This window comes from Faecalibacterium sp. An77, assembly GCF_002161315.1.
Lineage (GTDB): Bacteria > Bacillota > Clostridia > Oscillospirales > Ruminococcaceae > Faecalibacterium.
Genome location: NZ_NFHK01000010.1, coordinates 47417 through 61827, shown reverse-complemented (window position 1 = coordinate 61827; position 14411 = coordinate 47417). Strand labels below are relative to the sequence as shown.

At 64.0% G+C, this 14411-nt stretch carries 15 protein-coding genes and 1 tRNA gene; 2 read left to right on the top strand and 14 right to left on the bottom strand.

The window, feature by feature from the left end; translation table 11 throughout:
• Window positions 1-28: 28 nt before the first annotated feature.
• The 14 genes from modA to B5G28_RS05440 form a co-directional block, all read right to left on the bottom strand.
• Complete coding sequence (gene modA / locus B5G28_RS05505) at window positions 29-931, bottom strand: molybdate ABC transporter substrate-binding protein (RefSeq protein ID WP_087246719.1); 903 nt, start codon at window positions 929-931, stop codon at window positions 29-31.
• A gap of 81 nt (window positions 932-1012) precedes the next feature.
• The gene (locus tag B5G28_RS05500; protein ID WP_087246718.1) at window positions 1013-1945 is read right to left on the bottom strand and encodes an MOSC domain-containing protein; all 933 of its coding nucleotides are present in this window, start codon (window positions 1943-1945) and stop codon (window positions 1013-1015) included.
• Between the two features lie 6 nt (window positions 1946-1951).
• The gene (gene moaA / locus B5G28_RS05495; protein WP_087246717.1) at window positions 1952-2929 is read right to left on the bottom strand and encodes a GTP 3',8-cyclase MoaA; all 978 of its coding nucleotides are present in this window, start codon (window positions 2927-2929) and stop codon (window positions 1952-1954) included.
• Window positions 2922-3419: a cyclic pyranopterin monophosphate synthase MoaC gene (moaC, locus tag B5G28_RS05490; RefSeq protein ID WP_087246716.1), complete on the bottom strand. Its 498-nt coding sequence runs from the start codon at window positions 3417-3419 to the stop codon at window positions 2922-2924. The genes moaA and moaC overlap by 8 nt, the downstream gene beginning before the upstream one ends.
• A gap of 66 nt (window positions 3420-3485) precedes the next feature.
• Window positions 3486-4505, bottom strand: coding sequence for a molybdopterin-binding protein (locus tag B5G28_RS05485; RefSeq protein ID WP_087246715.1), 1020 nt, complete (start codon window positions 4503-4505; stop codon window positions 3486-3488).
• Between the two features lie 15 nt (window positions 4506-4520).
• Complete coding sequence (gene mobB, locus B5G28_RS05480; protein WP_087246714.1) at window positions 4521-5039, bottom strand: molybdopterin-guanine dinucleotide biosynthesis protein B; 519 nt, start codon at window positions 5037-5039, stop codon at window positions 4521-4523.
• Complete coding sequence (gene glp, locus B5G28_RS05475) at window positions 5029-6267, bottom strand: gephyrin-like molybdotransferase Glp (protein ID WP_087246713.1); 1239 nt, start codon at window positions 6265-6267, stop codon at window positions 5029-5031. Before glp ends, mobB begins: the two co-directional genes overlap by 11 nt.
• A 451-nt stretch (window positions 6268-6718) precedes the next feature.
• The gene (locus B5G28_RS05470; protein ID WP_087246712.1) at window positions 6719-7642 is read right to left on the bottom strand and encodes a hypothetical protein; all 924 of its coding nucleotides are present in this window, start codon (window positions 7640-7642) and stop codon (window positions 6719-6721) included.
• Window positions 7643-7672: 30 nt separating this feature from the next.
• Window positions 7673-9841: an aldehyde ferredoxin oxidoreductase N-terminal domain-containing protein gene (locus tag B5G28_RS05465; RefSeq protein WP_087246711.1), complete on the bottom strand. Its 2169-nt coding sequence runs from the start codon at window positions 9839-9841 to the stop codon at window positions 7673-7675.
• A gap of 12 nt (window positions 9842-9853) precedes the next feature.
• Window positions 9854-10498, bottom strand: a complete 645-nt coding sequence (locus B5G28_RS05460) for a ferredoxin-like protein (RefSeq protein WP_087246710.1) — start codon at window positions 10496-10498, stop codon at window positions 9854-9856.
• Between the two features lie 22 nt (window positions 10499-10520).
• On the bottom strand, window positions 10521-11438 hold the full coding sequence (locus B5G28_RS05455) for an FMN-binding protein (protein WP_087246709.1): 918 nt from the start codon (window positions 11436-11438) through the stop codon (window positions 10521-10523).
• 174 nt (window positions 11439-11612) lie between these two features.
• On the bottom strand, window positions 11613-12362 hold the full coding sequence (locus B5G28_RS05450) for a formate dehydrogenase accessory sulfurtransferase FdhD (protein WP_087246708.1): 750 nt from the start codon (window positions 12360-12362) through the stop codon (window positions 11613-11615).
• A 5-nt stretch (window positions 12363-12367) separates the two neighbouring features.
• Complete coding sequence (locus tag B5G28_RS05445) at window positions 12368-12595, bottom strand: DUF1653 domain-containing protein (RefSeq protein ID WP_087246707.1); 228 nt, start codon at window positions 12593-12595, stop codon at window positions 12368-12370.
• 200 nt (window positions 12596-12795) lie between these two features.
• Window positions 12796-12882, bottom strand: a tRNA-Leu gene (locus tag B5G28_RS05440).
• 186 nt (window positions 12883-13068) lie between these two features.
• On the opposite strand from B5G28_RS05440, the gene B5G28_RS05435 reads away from it, so the two are divergent.
• Together B5G28_RS05435 and B5G28_RS05430 are read left to right on the top strand one after the other, a co-directional pair.
• Window positions 13069-13446, top strand: a complete 378-nt coding sequence (locus B5G28_RS05435) for a DUF3592 domain-containing protein (RefSeq protein WP_087246706.1) — start codon at window positions 13069-13071, stop codon at window positions 13444-13446.
• A gap of 13 nt (window positions 13447-13459) precedes the next feature.
• Window positions 13460-14410 carry an FKBP-type peptidylprolyl isomerase gene (locus B5G28_RS05430; RefSeq protein WP_087246705.1) on the top strand — a complete coding sequence of 317 codons (951 nt, stop codon included), beginning with the start codon at window positions 13460-13462 and terminating at the stop codon, window positions 14408-14410.
• Window position 14411 lies beyond the last annotated feature (1 nt).

Here is a 14411-nt window from a genome sequence, read left to right as displayed (position 1 = left end):
GATGACAGAATGTTCTGTATCGGTGGATTTACAGTGCGGTGAAGCCTACGCTCTCAAAGACGGCGCCGGCGTCCTCAGTCCGCAGGTAGTCCAGGAAGGCCTGGGCTGCATCGGCATGGGGAGCGGCCTTCATCACGGCGGCAGGATAGATGATCTGGCCGCACATCTCCTTGGTGGCCTCGTCCACCGGGGTGATGCCGGCGCTGTAGGCGTCGGTGCAGTACACCACGCCGGCGTCCACGCTGGCCTCGATGACCTGGGTGGTGACCTCCTTGACGTTGGAACCGTAGGTAATGACGCCGGCAGCGGCCAGAGCCTCCTCGTCCAGGCCGTAGTAGGCCAGAATCTTCTGGGTATACTGGCCCACAGGCACGTCGCTGTTGCCCATGCAGAACAGGATATCCTGGGCTTCCAGGTGCTCGGCCAGGGCGTCAAAGCTGTCGATGCCCTTGTCGCTGCCCTCCGGCACGCAGAGAACCACCTTGTTCTCCAGCAGATCCACACGGCTGTCGCTGTCCACGCAGTCCAGGCCCTCGGTGTTCACCTCGGCGGAAGCGGCGCTGTCCAGCTGGTCCATCTGCTTCTGGCCGGCGGAGATGAACAGGTCGCAGTCGGCGCCCTCCTGAATCTGGGTTTTGAGGGTGCCGGAGGAATCAAAGTTGAAGCTGAAGGTCACGCCGGGGTTCTCCACCGAATAGGCCTCGCCGATGGCGGTGAGGGTCTCGGTGAGGGAGGCGGCGGCAAAGACGATCAGCTCCACCGGCTCGGCTGCGGCAGCCGAAGAAGCCGGTGCGGCCGAGGAGGCCGCAGAAGCGGCAGAAGAGGCGGTGCTGCTGGAAGAAGAACTTCCGCAGGCGGTCAGCACAGCGGAAGCGCCGGCCAGACCGGCGGCATACAGGAAACTGCGGCGGGAGATCCGATTGTTTTTCATACATTTTCTCCTTTAAAGGTGTGATGGGTTGCATTCCCTCTATGTTCGCGCTCTGGCCGGAAAAGCACAGGACGGGAAACCTTATTTGCGGGCGCACTCGCCGTCCAGGCCGGCGGCAATCCGCACGCCGTGCTCCAGACTGGGCAGGATGTACTCCAGGTTTTCCTTCACCGCCTTGGGGCTGCCGGGCAGGTTGACGATGAGGGTCTTGCCCCGCAGGACGCTGGCGCCGCGGCTCAGCATGCCGCGGGGGGTGATGGACAGGCTGTGGTACCGCATGGCCTCAGCAATGCCGGGGGCGTTGCGGTCGGCCACGGCGCAGGTGGCCTCGGGGGTGATATCCCGGGGAGAGAAGCCGGTGCCGCCGGTGGTCAGGATCAGGTTGACCTGGCGGCCGTCGGCCAGACGGATCAGCTGGGCCTTCAGGGGCTTCATCTCGTCGGGCAGGATCATGGTCTCCTCCACCACATAGCCGGCGGCGGTGAGCATCTCCACAATCAGGGGACCGCTCTTGTCCTCCCTCTCGCCGCGGCTGCCCTTGTCCGACAGGGTGATGACGGCGGCCCGCAGGGGCGGATTGTCCAGGGCGGGCAGCATGGTCACCTCGTCCCCCACATGAATCTCGCCGCCCTGCAGCACCCGGGCAAACACGCCCTCCCGGGGCATGATGCACTCGCCGGTCTTCTGCTTGATGACGCAGTCGTTGTGGCACTCCTTGCCGATCTGGGTCATTTCCAGCACCACGTCGCCGATGGCGAACCGGCTGGTGACCGGCAGGCTGCGGAAATCAAAGCCCTCGATGACCAGGTTCTCGCCGAAAGCGCCGTAGTCCACCCAGATCTTCTGGCGGAAGGCCTCGATTTTCTCGGCGCTCAGCAGACTGACCTGGCGGTGCCAGCTGCCGCCGTGGGCGTCTCCCACGATGCCCCATTCAGGGGTGAGGGTGGCGCTGGGCACTTCGGTCTTGACGGTGCCCCGCTGGGGGCTGGTGCAGATAGCCAGTAACTTTCCCATGATCCTTTATCCTCCAATTCGATACATCCCGCGGGTGGCGGGGATGGCTTTGCTGTCAAAGTGATGTTCCAGGGGTTTGTTCCAGATGGTGTTCCGGATGGCCTGCAGCAGGGCTGCGTCGTCGGCGCCGCTGCGCAGCAGGGCCCGCAGGTCGCATCCCGCCTCGCTGGCGAGGCAGGGCCTCAGAAAACCCTGGCTGGTCAGCCGCACCCGATTGCACTGGCCGCAGAATTTGCCATGTACGGCGGCAATCAGGCCGATGCTGCCCTTCCAGCCGGGGGCGGTGTAGTAGACGGCGGGGCCGTCTCCCAGCGCGTGGCTCTCGGCCTCGGGCAGGGGAGCCAGGCCGGGCCAGCGGCGTTCAAACCGGGCCAGAAGCTCAGGCCCCGAGATGCAGGGCATGGCCGCCCCAAAGCCGATGGGCATCATCTCGATGAACCGCACCTGCAGGGGCCGGTCGATGGCCAGGGCGGCCAGGTCTTCCAGCTCACCCTCGTTGACCCCCACCTGGGGCACGCAGTTCAGCTTGACCGGCAGGGGGCTTTCCAGGGCGGCCTGGAGGCCCTTCTGGACGGCGGCGAACTCGTCCCGGGCGGTGATGCGGGCAAACACCTGGGGGGACAGGGTGTCCAGGCTGATGTTCACGCTGTCCAGCCCGGCCTCCAAAAGGGCCGGCAGCTGCTGGGCCAGCAGGATGCCGTTGGTGGTCATGGTCACCTTGCGGATGCCGGGGATGGCCTTGAGGCCGGCCACCAGCTGGTCCACCCCTTTGCGGACCAGAGGCTCGCCGCCGGTGACCCGGACGGTATCCACCCCGCAGGCGGCAAACAGGGCCGCCAGGCGCAGGAACTCCTCATAGGTCAGGATGTCTTCCCGCTCCAGCTTCTCCACCCCGTCCGGCATGCAGTAGCGGCACCGCAGGTTGCACAGGTCGGTGACCGAGAGGCGCAGGTAGTGGATGTCCCGCTGTGTTGCATCAAACATAGCCGCCCTCCGCCCGGATGTACAGGCCGCTCTTGCCGCCGCTCTTTTTCTCCAGATGGATTTCGCCCAGCTCCATCCCCTTGTCCACGGCCTTGCACATGTCGTAGATGGTGAGCAAGGCGGTGGAAACGCCGGTGAGGGCTTCCATCTCCACGCCGGTGACACCGCTGGTTTTGACGGTGCACAGGGCCTCCACCGCCTGCCGCTCGGGCAGGAGATTGAACTCGATGGACACCTTGGTCAGGGGCAGGGGATGACACAGGGGGATCAGTTCGCTGGTGCGCTTGGTGGCCATGATGCCCGCAATGCGGGCCACACCCAGCACATCGCCTTTTTTCACCGTGCCGTTCTGGACGGCGGCGAAGGCCTCGGCGTTCATGGTGATGACGCCGTGGGCGGTGGCCTCCCGGGCGGTGACCGGCTTTTCGCTCACGTCCACCATCACGGCGTTGCCGGCGGCATCAAAATGGGTCAGGTTGTTTTCGTTCATGAATGAATACTCTTTCTCTATCTCAGAACGTTTCAACGTCCGTGGTCTCTTTTGTGGAAAACCGGCTCAGCAGTGGCCGAAGCCGCAGTTGGGCCAGGTGCAGTTGGCGCAGCCCAGGCACAGGCCGCCCTCGCCCAGACGGGCGATGTCCTCGGCGGTGATGGGATCATCCGCCAGCAGACGGGGCAGCAGCAGATCGAAGATAGTCCGCTTGGCGTACATGACGCAGCCGGGCAGGCCGCACACCGGCACGCCGTCCAGATAGCTCACCAGGAACATGGCGCCCGGCAGCACCGGCGCGCCGTAGGTGATGATCTCAGCGCCGGTGTTCTTGATGGCCAGGGGGGTCCGGTCGTCGGGGTCCACGCTCATGCCGCCGGTGGTGAAGATCAGCTCACAGCCGGCCTCTTTGGCCTCCAGGATGGCGGCGGTGATGCCGGCGGGGTCGTCGTCGCAGACCTTGTGGAACAGCATCTCGCAGCCGTATTCCGCCAGCTTGCCCACCAGAATGGGGGTGAACTTGTCCTCGATGCGGCCCTTGAAGACCTCGCTGCCGGTGGTAATCACGCCGAACTTCTTGGCCTGGAAGGGCAGCACGTTGAGGATGGGCTCGTCGCCGGCAGCCTGCTGCATGGCGTCCATCTTTTCCTGCTCGATCACCAGAGGGATAATCCGGGTGCCGGCCAGCTTCTGGCCCTTTTTCACCGGCAGGTCCCCGTGGATGGTGGCAATCATCATCTGGGGGGTGCGGTTCACCGCCAGCAGAGCCTCCCGGCGGATCTTCAGCAGGCCGTCACAGTCGGCAATCAGCTCGATCTTGCCCTCTTTGGGCTCGGTGCCGTGGATGTTCTTGCCGGCAGCCGCCTTGTACAGCAGGGCCGCGGCCTCGTCCTCGTGGAGGATGCCGGGGGTCTTCTCCCAGACATACAGGTTCTCCTTGCCGATGCTCAGCAGCACCGGAATGTCCTCGGGCTGGACGATGTGGCCCTTGCGGAAGCGGGCTCCCTTGAACTCGCCGGGGATAATCTGGGTAATATCGTGGCAGAGCACCTGGCCTGCCGCGTCAACAGTGCGGATCAGTTTCATAATTTCACGTTCTCCTTACAGGGCCGGCATCTGGGCGCAGATCCAGTCGGCCAGGGCTTCTGTCTCCTCCAGGCCAAAGTCTGCGCCGGGAATGTCGCCCACAATCGCCAGCGGGTGGAACGAAACGGGCGTCTCGGACACCGCCTTGCGCACCACTTCGATCTTGGGCCAGCCGCTGGACTTGAAGCCCTCCAGCAGCACCAGGTCGTAGCCGTGGCGCTCAAACAGGGCCAGCAGGTCCTGTTCGGTCAGGCGGAAGGTCTCGGTCAGCAGGTAGCGCTGGCTGGAATACACCGCCACGCCGTCGGCGCCGGCCTCCCGCAGGCGGAAGCTGTCGGTGCCGGGGACGTCGGGGGTAAAGTCATGGCCGTCGTGCTTGATGACGCCCACCTTCAGGCCCCGGCGGCGCAGCAGGGGCAGAAGCTTTTCCAGCAGGGTGGTTTTGCCGCTGTTGTGGACGCCGCTGACCGCCAGCACGGCGGGCTGTTTCAAGGTCAGTTCGGCGGCAAGGGCCTGTTTTTCTTCACTGTACAAAGGAAAGCACCTCCACCGTTTCGCCCGGCTCCACCGGGCCGCTGCCCGCAGGCAGCTCCACAAGACAGTTGCAGCCGATCATGGCGGACAGGCTGCCCGAGGAGTGTACTTCGGCGTTGCCCTCCCCGGGGATGGCCACCTCGCCGCCCAGGGCCCGGGCCCGCAGGAAGCGGGTGCCCTTGCTGGCCTTGGAAAAGCCGGTGGTCAGGGTGCGGCGGGTGCGGGGGAGGATGCAGTCCTCCTCCCGGCGGCCGGCGGCCCGCAGCAGGGCGGGCAGGGCGTACTGTTCCAGCGTTGCCGCCGCCGCAAAGGGGTTGCCCGACAGACAGAACACCAGTTTTCCCTCCAACCGGGCTGCCAGCATGGGGCTGCCGGGTTTCTGGGCCACCCCGGCAAAGAGAATTTCAGCGTGCAGGGTTTCCAGCACCTGGGGCAGATAATCCTTCTGCCCCACCGAGACGCCGCCGCTGGTGATGACTGCATCGCAGCGGGTCAGCATCTCCTCCATCTGCCGGGCGATCTGGTCCGGGTCGTCCGAGCAGTGGCGGCGCTCCACGGCAAAACCCATCTGGCCCAGACGGGCGGCGTTCTGGATGCCGTTGGCGTCGTAAATTTTGCCGGGGGCCCAGGGCTCGCCCGGGGCCAGCAGTTCGCTGCCGGTGGCCAGCACGCCTACCCGGAAGGTCCGGCGGACCGGCACTTCGGCATAGCCCTGGCCCGCCAGCACGCCCAGATGGGCCGGGGTGAGGGCCGTTCCCTCCGGGGCAATCACAGCCCCGACGGCAATATCCTCCCCGCGGAATACCACGTTCTGGTTGGGTTTGAGGGCGGCGTAAATCTGGACGGTCTCCTCGCCGCCGTCGGTCAGTTCCTGCATCAGGATGCAGTCGGCCCCCTCGGGCAGGGGGGCGCCGGTCATGATGCGGGCCGCGCAGCCGGCAGGCAGGGCCGCGGCGGGGGCATCACCGGCGTAGAGCTTCATCACCACCGGCAGAGAAACCGGATTTTCCCGGCAGGCCCCGGCTGTGTCGGCGCTGTGCAGAGCGTAGCCGTCCAGGGGGCTGCGGTGGAAGGGAGGCTGGTCCATCCGGGCGCACAGGTCCCGGGCCGCGATCCGGCCGCAGGCTGCGTCCAGGGGAACAAGTTCCGCCTCGGGCCGGGTCAGGGCTGCCGCCGCGTCCAGGACGCAGCGCAGGGCCTCGGCGGGAGCGCAAAAAGGCTGTTTCATGAAAAAATCCTCCAAAAGGCCCGGGCGGGGCCTGCTCTGCTATGGCTCAGAGGGCCCGGCCCGGGGATATTCTGTTCAAAGGCAGGTGAAAAAAAGCGGAGACGTTTTGATTTTGAAAACCAAAACGCCTCCGCAGAATATCCGCACAATGCCCGGCAAAACAGCAGTTTGCAGCCTGCCACGCCGGTGAAGCCCCCGCCGCTGGCGGCTGCCCTTGCAGTGGCAGCGGTCCTGCGGTCAGCACAGGCTCTTGTGTGGGATGGGAGGAGTTCTTTTTTTCAAATTGCAGCGTTTCTTCTGCGGGAAGGCGGCGGGGTTTCCCCCTCCACCCTTGAATGCCGGCCCGGGGTGCCGGACCCTTGGCATTGCGGCGCGGCGTCCTGCTCCCTTCGGGGTTTAGACGCCTTTGCTCAAAGAAGCTCTTGTACCCGTATTCAGTTGTGAAAAGAGATTAGTCGCAGTAATCGTCCACGTCGCTGATGGCCTTGGCATAGCGGCGGGTGAGATACTTGGTAGAGAAAAGGAACCGCTCGTTCTGGTTGTTGGTCAGCTCCTCGATGTCGGCGTATTCCGGACGGGCCTGCATGGCCTGCCAGGTCTGCTCGACCTCCTCCTGAGACAGGTTGTAGGGCGAGCGGCGGAAATACCGCATCGGGGTGGCGCTGGGATAGATGCGGGCGTTGAACCGCACCATCTCGGACACCATGGTGCACAGATCCTTGTCCTCGATGAGCTGGGCAATCATGGCGTAATTGTCGCTCATGTTGGCGTTGGAGTAGTAGTAGATGTCCTTGGCGCCCTGGCGGGACACAATGTCCTGGCACTGGGGGTCCTCCGGCATCTGAGCCAGCAGCTCGTCGGCGTTTTCCACCTCGCTCACCAGCAGAGCATGGGGCGTGACCAGCGCGGAGGCGGAGCGGGAGCGGATATAGCCCGCCAGCTCCTGCGCGGGGGTCAGCTGGGGCAGCTCAGGGGCGGTGACGGTGGGCTGGTCCGCAAAGGGGTCGTTGGTTGCCTCCGGGGCAGCTGCCAGGAAATCCAGCAGGTCCTGCCCGGCCGGATTCTCCGCGGCGGCTTCCGGGGTGGATGCGGCCGCAGCATCGGATGCGGCGGCCTGCTTTGCAGCAAGGGCCGCGGTCTCCTTTTCCACGGCGGCGATCACGTCCTCGCCCGTCTTGGCGGCGCTGCCATCAAACACACTTCCGGTCTCCTTCAGGCGGCGGGCGGTCTCGCTGGCGGCGTCCATGTCAAAAACCTCCGATTTGGGCTTTTTCTTGGCTGCCATCTCAGCCTTCTGCAGGTCCAGAATGACCTGCTCCGGGTCCGAGCCGTCCACCGTGGTGGTGTAACCGGGTTTACGTCTGCCAAACAGCATGATTGGTTCCTCTCGTTTCTGAAGTATGGATTATTCTGCGGTGGTCTCGGCAGCAGCGGTGCTCTGGCTGTAGATGCCGCGGGCCTCCAGATCGTCGGCCATGTCGGACAGGCCGAACTTCTCCAGGGTCTCACGGGTGGGAACACCGGTGTTCAGATCCCAGCCGTAGTGGGTGTAGAACATGTCGATGGCCTTCTTCATGTCATCGCGGTCCAGCTTGGTGGTGCCTTCCTCAAAGGCCTTGAAATCAGGCTCCTTGTCGAAGACCCAGTCGCAGATGGCGTCGTGCTCCTGGCGCAGGTTGGCGCTGCCGCAGTTCAGCTGGAAGCTGATGGCGGTCATGGCGCGCAGCATCTGGGTGATCTTCTCGCCGGTCTCCTGCAGGCTGGCCTGGGTGTAGGTCTCGCCGGTGACGGCGGTCATGAAATCGGCCTGCAGATCCAGGTCGCCCTTGTAGTTGCGCTCCTTGGAGGGAGACTGGGTCATGGGCCACATCCAGTTGCACAGGGTGGCGGAGTCGTGGAAGTTCTTGTCGTTGACGCAGTAGGCGGCCAGCTTGACCTTGTTCTCGTTGATCGGAGTGTAGGCCTTGGCGCGGTCGTAGCAGCCCTCGCCGAAGAAGTCTTCCATGACCTTCTTGGTCACCTCGAAGGGTGCGCCCGAACCGGTCTCGCAGACGATCTCGTGGACCATGCAGTCACGGTTGTAAACCAGGTTGTACAGCATGCCGACCTGCCATGCCTCAGCAGGGCCGTGGTGGTTGGGATAGCCGTTGTACATCAGGTTGGAGTTGGTGGTGCCGTCGTCGCGGTCCAGCCAGCTCTTGGGCAGGCCGAACTTCTCCATCATGGCCAGGGTGCCCTTGGCGATGACGGACAGGTCGCCCTCGCCGTAAGCCATGCGGCGGATCAGCTCAACCTCCCAGCGGGGATCGCCGGCCTTGCACCACTCCCAGGGCAGGGAATCGTACTCTTCGGCGCTGACGTACTTGAGAGCCTCCTCGCGGGGCAGGTTCAGGAACCACTGCAGGTCGCGGTTCAGGTTGCCGTAGTTGTCCCAGACGCCCATGTCGTCCACAGCGTGAGCCCAGGCCAAGTTGATGACCAGCTTGGCGTCGCCCTCGTACTTGAAGTCGTGCAGGCCGTAGGGGTAGACGCGGTCACCGTACAGGACGGGCATGCAGGTGTTGGAGTTGTGGGTGGGCAGATCGTAATCGGCCAGGGGATCGATGTCGTACTCGGTGTAGCAGCGGATGGGGCAGGAAGAGCAGCCGCCGTTCTTGACGGTGTACTCAGCAGCCGGAGCGCCGAAGTCGAAGTAGCCCTTGAAGCAGCGCAGAGCGATCTTGTTGATGTCGTTGTAGGGCTGCTCTCCGGTGTCGATGGGGCCGCCGGGGGCCTTCTTCCACATACGGCCGGGAGCGCCGGACCAGCGGTTCTTGCCGGAGGTAGCGCTGTACTCAGCCCAGCTCTGGGGCTGTGCGGGAACGTTGTGGTTGTTGTTGCCGCCGATCAGGTTGCCCAGCATGTAGTTGGACAGCTCCAGAACCTTCTGGGGATCGGCAACCTTGACGCTGCCGGTGCCGCGGACGGCGATGCCCTTCAGCTTCTTGTTGCCCATGGCGGCGCCCAGGCCGGCGCCGGCGGAGTTGCCGAAGCTGGTGTTCATGGTGGAGTAGTCCACCAGGTGCTCACCGGCGGGGCCGATGGAAGCAGACTCGAACTCGCGGCCGGTCTGCTCGATCAGCCACTTGTTGGAAGCAAAGGTGCCCTTGCCCCAGATAGCGGATGCGTCCTCCAGAGAGACCTGGTCGTCCTCAATGCGCAGGTAGACGGGGGTGGAGGAGATACCGGTGATGACGATTCCGTCGTAGCCGGCATACTTCAGCATGGGGCCGATGTGGCCGCCGATGTGGCCGTCGATGATGGACTTGCCCTTGGACCAGGTGGAACGGAAGGTGACGTTCATGCGGCCGGAGCAGGGCACGCCGGAACCGGTCAGGGGGCCCACACCGAAGATGATGGGGGTCTTCTCATCGTACGGATCCAGATCCATGGGAGCCTCATCGTACATGATGCGGTAGCCCATGCCCATGCCGCCGATATATTCATGGTATTTGGTGTCGTCCTCGGTGGTGATCTCACCGGTGGTCAGGTTGACGCGCAGGATTTTACCTGCCCAGCCATAAGTTTCAGCCATTGTAGTTCCTCCTTACAGTTCCATGTAAGCAGCCTGTGCTGCGCTGGTGACGGCATCCCAGTCCACGATGGACAGAGCGCCGGACGGGCAGCCAGCCACGCAGGCACCGCAGGCGATGCACTTGGACGACTTGCCGGTCTCCGGGTTGACGGTGGGCATGTGCCAGGGGCAGGCGTCATGGCAGGCGCCGCAGCCGATGCACTTGTCGGTATCCACCACGCGGATACCCTGGGCATTGGTGGTGATAGCCTTCTCGGGGCAGGCGTTGCCGCAGGCGGGATCTTCACACTGGCGGCAGGTGTCGGGGAAGTAGACCCAGCAGTTCTCGTCGCCCGACAGCAGGCCGTTGCCGGCGCCGTCCAGGTTCAGGCGGCGCTGGATCTTGACGCGGCTGATGTAAGAGGAGCACACGCCGTCGTTGGACAGGGTGCAGTTGATCTCGCAGCGCTGGCAGCCGGTGCACAGGTCTGCATTGACCACCAGCAGGCCCTGGGGCAGAGCCCAGGTGGCCACGGCGCCGCTGTCCACCTGCTCCTGAGAGCAGCCGAAGAGGGACAGCATGGATGCAGAGAGGGTGAGCCCTGCAAGGCTCTTGCCCGAGATCTTCATGAACTGGCGGCGGGTCATGTCAGCCGTCAGAAAATCAATTTTTGCCATAGCTTCTATTCCTCCGTTGAGGTCACTCTGCGCAGAGCACCTCGGTCACATAGAAATACGAATTGTTGACGATGTCCGTTACCGCCGCAGAGGTAATGGTGGCGCCGGACAGAGCGTCCACCTCGGTGAGGTTGGCGCCCACCGCGCCGGACTCGGTCTGGGTCGTGGTCAGACCAGCCTGAGCCATGCGGTAAGCGGCCTGCTGCTCGGGGGTCTGATCGGCGAAGGGCACTGCCTGCTCCTGGCCGTCCATGGCACTCTTGCTCAGGCCGGCGGTGTACAGGTTGCGCCGTGCCACAGCCTCGGGGCTGGAGTCCAGCGGCGGAGCCAGTTCATCGCTCAGGGGCTGGCCGTTCATGGCCGAGAGGGTCAGACCGGCTGCATACATCTTGCGGGTGGCCTCTGCTTCCGCGGAAGTATCCGACACATTCCACTGGGTGGGGTCGAAGTCCTCGGCGGCAGGAGCTTCCTCCGACGCTGCGCCGGCAGCGGCATAGACTGCACCGGTGGCCGGATCGGTCACGGTGTAGGTTTTGCCTGCCAGCGTGAAGGGAGCCACGCCCTCATACTGGGACGTAAACTCCGGGTTGACGCACTGGCCGCCCAGGGTGTCGGTCTCTCCCTGAGAGAGAATCTCCACCTTGGAAACATTGCCCTCCGCGTCCATGGTCACGGCAGCCTGCACATCGCTCTGGAAGCCTTTTTTGGTACCCTCCACGCGGTAGCTGCCATCGTCGAGCTGGTACACTGCGCTGATGCCGTAGGCGGCTGCATCCGCCTCAGACACCGGCAGCAGAGTACCTGCAACCGTGGTGCGTGCGTTCTGCAAGGAGATCAGACCGACCGCCATTGCAATGGTCGCAACGCCCATGGCCGCATAGCCCGGCAGTCGTTTGCGCCACAGCGGAGCCGGGGCAAACGGGTTGGTTGCCTGCTTCATGCTATCACCTACCTGTTTTTGTCTGCATAGGGGAAAGATCCCTCCATGAAAATGACCGCTCGGCCTGCTGCAACAAGCGGAACGGTCTCTTTACTGGTATTCTATCATGGGCCTGAAAAGTAAGTCAACGCAAACTGTTAAATTTTTCCCATTTTGTAGCCATCCTTTTACATTTTATGACACAGAGCGCGGGTGCTTCCTGGCGCACAGGAGCTGCAGGCCGTATTTCCCCGCCAAATCCAGGGAGGAAAGGGTGGGCATGCTCTTGCTGACCAGGGCTCCGGCCCCGGCCCGGATGGCTTTTCGCACCATGTCTTCCGGCACACGGCCGCTGGTGTACAGGATGCACTCGGCCAGCGGCACGCCGTCCAGCAGGGCACAGCCCACCGCCTTGTCCAGGGCGTTGTGGCGGCCGATGTCCTCGCACTGGTAGAGAATCTGCCCGCGGCGCATAATCAGACAGCTGTGAACCGACCGGGTGGCCTGGTACAGAGGCAGCCCGGCGCTCATGGCGGCGGTCAGGGTGTCCACCCATTCGGGTTCCAGGGCCAGGGAAGGGGAGGGGCGCGGAGGATGCAGTTCCGCCGGCCGGGCCAGAGGCAGGTTGTCGGTGCTGCTGGCCACCTCCTGGACGGCGGCCCGGGGTGCCGCCAGCGGGTGGGTCAGCTCCACCTCGATTCGGGACCCGTCGGCACAGACCGAAATCCGGTCCGCCTCTCCGGCCGATGCGATCCAGCCCTCGGTCAGCAGACGGCCCAGCGCCATCTGGGGCAGCAGTGCCGGGGTGCACACCACCCGAAAGGCAGGCTGTCCGTTGACCAGGATGGAGGCCGCGTGTTCACAGGCCAGCACCGCCGGGGTGCCGTCCGGCAGCCGGGCCGGGCCGCAGCCGGGCCGGGACCCAAAGGCATCATAGATCTGCATAGGCCTTATTCTCCTATATAGGTAAAGCGGGGCTGCACCTTGCCGTCCCGGTCCACCTGCTCGCACCACATGGAGGCCGGACGCACCCACAGGCCGCCCTCCCCGTACAGGGGGCGGTAGACCACCATTTCTTCTTCGGTCTCGCTGTGGCGGGCCATCCCGATCACCTGGTATTCGTTTCCCTTGAAATGGCGGTAACGCCCGGGCCGGACATCGTACTGAAAAGGCTTCATAGTCATTCTCCTGTTTTGTGTGATTCTCCTGGCTGTGCGCCGATCAAAAATCGTATCCTTCGGGTATTATACCATGTTTTCCAGCCGACCGCAAAACAGGGGAGAGCCTGCTGCCCTGCAAAACAAAAAGCGGGCGCCCTGTCAGGACGCCCGCCGACTGCCGGATAAAACAAAAGACGATCTCATTTCTGAGATCGTCTTGGTGCGGATAAGAGGACTTGAACCTCCACCGAGTTGCCCCGATTAGAACCTGAATCTAACGCGTCTGCCAATTCCGCCATATCCGCATATTTTGTTTTGTTTGTGTTGTCCGGTCGCCCGGAACGTTTGCTATTATAGCGCAAAAGGCGGCGGTTGTCAACAGGCTTTTTCAAATTTTTCTGACAAATTTTCGGGCGGATTTTGCTGCATTCTGCGCGCTGCAAATATGGTACAATAAAATCCATCTTATCGCATCAAAGGAGAAGCATGGAATGAATGTTGTGATTTTTGCAGCGGGCGCGCTGCTGATGCTGGTGATGGGCCTGCGGGCCACCAAAAGCCGCCGTGCGCTGGTAACCAGAGGGGAGAAGGTCCAGGCCCAGGTGGCCGGCACCATCCAGACCCGGGAGGGGGTATCCCTGGCGCTGGAGTTTACCACGCCGGCGGGCAATACCCGCCGTCTGCCCTACCCCATGCCCCGCAAGGCCAAGGGCTTTTCCCAGGGCAGCCAGGTGACCCTCTACTATGACCCCGACCACCCCGAAAAGGTCTATGTGGAGGGGGACAAGGCGGTGCTGGGCGCCGAGGCGATTTATTATGTGCTGGCGGCGCTGCTGCTGTTGCTGGGCTTTGTGCTGATGGGAATGTAAGGGGGAGAACGCAATGCTTTTGGAACATCTCTATCAGGGCGAGCCGGGGGCCTGGAAGATCACTTTCCGGGCCGATGCAGAGGAATTGGGCCGGGCCCTGGCGGCCCAGCAGGCCGCCCACCCCGAACAGTCCAAAGAGGACCAGCTGGCCGAGGCGGTCAACGCGGCGATTCTTGCGCCGGATGGCTTTTCTCCGGTCTGGGCCCAGGCAGTGGCCCAGGCGGATCTGGTGCCGGTGACCGACCCGGACTTCAGCCTGCTGGCGGTCAACGAGGCAGAGGGATTCCGGGCGGAGGCGGAGTTTTTCGCCCTGCCGCTCCTGACTCTGGGCCGGTATACCGGTTTTGTCCAGGCCATTGAGCCCCGGCCCATCCGCCGGCTGACTCTGGAGCTGGAAATCAACCAGCGCCACGGCGCCGAGGACCGGGCCGCCGACGAGGCCGGCAAAGCCGCCCTGCGCCAGCGGGTGACGGCGGAGATTTACGCCAGGCGGTGCCAGCAGGCCCGGCTTTTGGCCGAGCGGAAACTGGTGTCCCAGCTGGGCGACCAGGTCACCGGCCCCCTGCCCAAACAGCTGGTAGCGGGGAATTACTTTGCCGAACAGCGCCGCTTCAACCTGAGTCTGCAGGCCCAGCGGGTCAACTTTGACCAGTACCTGCAGGTCCGGGGCCAGACGGTGGAGGAATTCCGGGCCGAGCTCCACGCCGAGGCCGAGCGGAACCTCCGCAGCCGTCTGGGCCTGCTGATGGTGGCGGACAGGGAGGGCTTCTGGCCCACCCAGGATGAGGTCCAGACGCAGCTGGAAGCCTGGGACCCCCGCCGGGACGGGGAAAAGACCTTCCCCGCCAACGACGCCCGGAAGGTCCGCCAGAAGCTGGCCGCCCAGCGGGCCGCCGCCTACATTGTGGCCCACTCCACCCTGCTGGACCCTCCGGCAGAACCCACCGTGGTGGACACCCTGTAAA